This is a genomic window from Bartonella sp. MU70NMGDW (genome assembly GCF_042194085.1).
GTDB classification, from domain to species: domain Bacteria; phylum Pseudomonadota; class Alphaproteobacteria; order Rhizobiales; family Rhizobiaceae; genus Bartonella; species Bartonella grahamii.
This window is the reverse complement of sequence record NZ_JBHIMK010000192.1, coordinates 1-2,355: the sequence shown is the minus strand read 5'-3', so window position 1 is coordinate 2,355 and position 2,355 is coordinate 1. Positions and strand designations below refer to the sequence as shown.

2 protein-coding genes and 1 pseudogene are annotated in these 2,355 nt (G+C 41.2%); all 3 read right to left on the bottom strand.

Features of this window, described 5'->3' with window-relative positions; translation table 11 throughout:
- Positions 1-473, bottom strand: a pseudogene (locus ACFIKE_RS09615) (cation:proton antiporter); the annotation flags it as partial.
- On the bottom strand, positions 473-814 hold the full coding sequence (locus ACFIKE_RS09610; RefSeq protein ID WP_375626088.1) for a Na+/H+ antiporter subunit C: 342 nt from the start codon (positions 812-814) through the stop codon (positions 473-475). The pseudogene ACFIKE_RS09615 and the gene ACFIKE_RS09610, both read right to left, overlap by 1 nt.
- Positions 814-2,355 (bottom strand): hydrogen gas-evolving membrane-bound hydrogenase subunit E (gene mbhE / locus ACFIKE_RS09605; RefSeq protein WP_375649604.1); only part of this gene is annotated, 1,542 nt, incomplete at its 5' end. The genes mbhE and ACFIKE_RS09610, both read right to left, overlap by 1 nt.

The following is a 2,355-nucleotide window of genomic DNA, read 5'->3' as shown; positions in this document are numbered from 1 at the left end:
TGACCAGAACCATGCAAAGCAAGCCCATAGGAAGCCGTTAACATAACTTCAAAAAATACAAATAAATTAAATAAATCACCGGTCAAAAAAGCGCCATTTATCCCCACCATAAAAAATTGCATCAGTGACTGAAAATGAGAACCCGCTTTGTACCAATAAGCCCGCGCAAAAACCAGTACGCTAGTCACCAACAAGCTTGAAAGTAAAAGCATCATGGCGCTTAAACGATCAAGGACCAAAACAATTCCGAAGGAAGAGGGCCAATTGCCAAGCCGATAAACATCACAAGCCGGCGCTATTTCAAGAGTACGTATAATTAATAAAATAGCAATAACGACCGACAATCCCGCCGAAAAAAGACTAATCAATGATTTAAATTTCGAACGCCGTTCATCATAGAAAAGTAGAGCAGCTCCAGTGATTAACGGCAAAAGAATAGGCAAAATAAGGAGATGATGCACCCCTACTTCCATCACTGCACCTCACGTCCATCAACGTGATCTGAACCCGTTAAACCGCGTGAAACCAAGAGAATAACTAAAAATAAAGCTGTCGTTGCAAAACCAATCACAATCGCAGTTAAAACTAAAGCTTGAGGGAGAGGATCGACATAATTAGCTGGATTAATAACAGCAGTAGGATCAACAATTGGCGCAGCATTACTACGCGGTCTACTCATTGAAAACATAAAAAGATTGACACCATAGGAAATCAAAGACAAACCAAGAATGACTTGAAAAGTGCGTGGACGTAAAATAAGCCAAATTCCTGATCCAACAAGAATACCAATACCTAAAGAAAGAACAATTTCCATTAATTTTCCTTCTCTTTCAAAACAGGTTTCTTCCCGATTCGGTAACTCCGAATTGACTGGTGTGCAAGTGCAATTAAAATGAGAACAGTTGCTCCTAACACAAGAGAAAGCACACCAAAATCAAACAAAAAAGCAGATGCCATGGGAACTTTTCCAATTAACGGAAAATGAATATATCGAAAAAAGGATGTTAAAAAAGGATATCCAAAAAACCAAGAGCCCATCCCCGTTACGACTGACAACAATAAGCCAAAGCCCATCCAACGCAAAGGTAAAACTCTCAAATGCGTTTCCACCCACCGAATATCGCGTGCAAGATATTGTAAAATAAATCCTATCGCCAAAGTAATACCACCAACAAATCCACCTCCTGGCAGATCATGCCCTCGCATGAATAAATAAACAGCAAAAGCGATAATAATCGGAAAGAGCCAACCCATAATAACAGCAGGAACAGCTAAATAATTCAACACTGTATCTCCCACATTTCGATTAGGCTGTGCCATATCAAAGGCTTTTTGAACACGTTGTTGAAAAGGTGCATCAATACTTTCAGGGGCAGGACGAAACCGCCGTAAAAGGGCAAAAACAGTGAGAGAAACAACACCCAAAACGACAATTTCTCCCATAGTATCAAAACCACGGAAATCAACCAACAACACATTCACAACATTGCGACCACCAGCATCAGAGTAAGCCTTGGTGAGAAAAAAATCAGAAATCGTCGTACCTTGAGGACGTGTCATCACTGCAAAAGAGAGCCATGCTACACCAGCACCTCCCACAAGGGCTATGATGAAATCACGGATACGACGCAAGCGCACGAAAAAACGAACAGGCGTTGGTGTAGGATTATGCAAACGTTTAGGCAACCACCGTAAACCAAGCAATAATAAGACGACTGTAACAACCTCAACAACTAATTGTGTTATTGCTAAATCAGGAGCAGAAAGCCATAAAAAGGTTGCACAAGTCATCAAACCAGCTCCCCCCGACAACATGAGTGATGCAAGACGATGAAACTTTGCTTGCCAAGCAACTAAAAGCGCACATAATCCGCCGACTAACCAAAGAGCAAGAAAAGGAATATCAACTGGAAAAAGCGGTAACGCCCCCGCTGAAATGAAACCATCGCACCAAAGTAAAAGACCAACAAATGCAAAACACACCCAAAAAATCCAGTGCAACTGTATCTGCAAGCGGCGTGTTGATAAAATAGATTCCACCGCACGTGCCCATTTCCAAGAAATAATCACGAGAATACGTTCAAAAATACGCGGTCCATTTAAGTGACGAAAAAAAGGTGCTCCATCATCACAGGATAAAAAATAACGGTGCCCGACAGCGTAGAGCAATCCGCCTCCTAATAACGCAACAAAACTCATCACTAATGGAGTATTCAACCCATGCCAAACGGCTAAACTATAAGGGATTGTCATTGATCCTAAAACAGACACGACCGCGTTATCTAAAATAGGTCCTATAGTTAAATTAGGAAAAATACCAACGGCTAAACAAATAAACACCAAAAGCTCCATTGG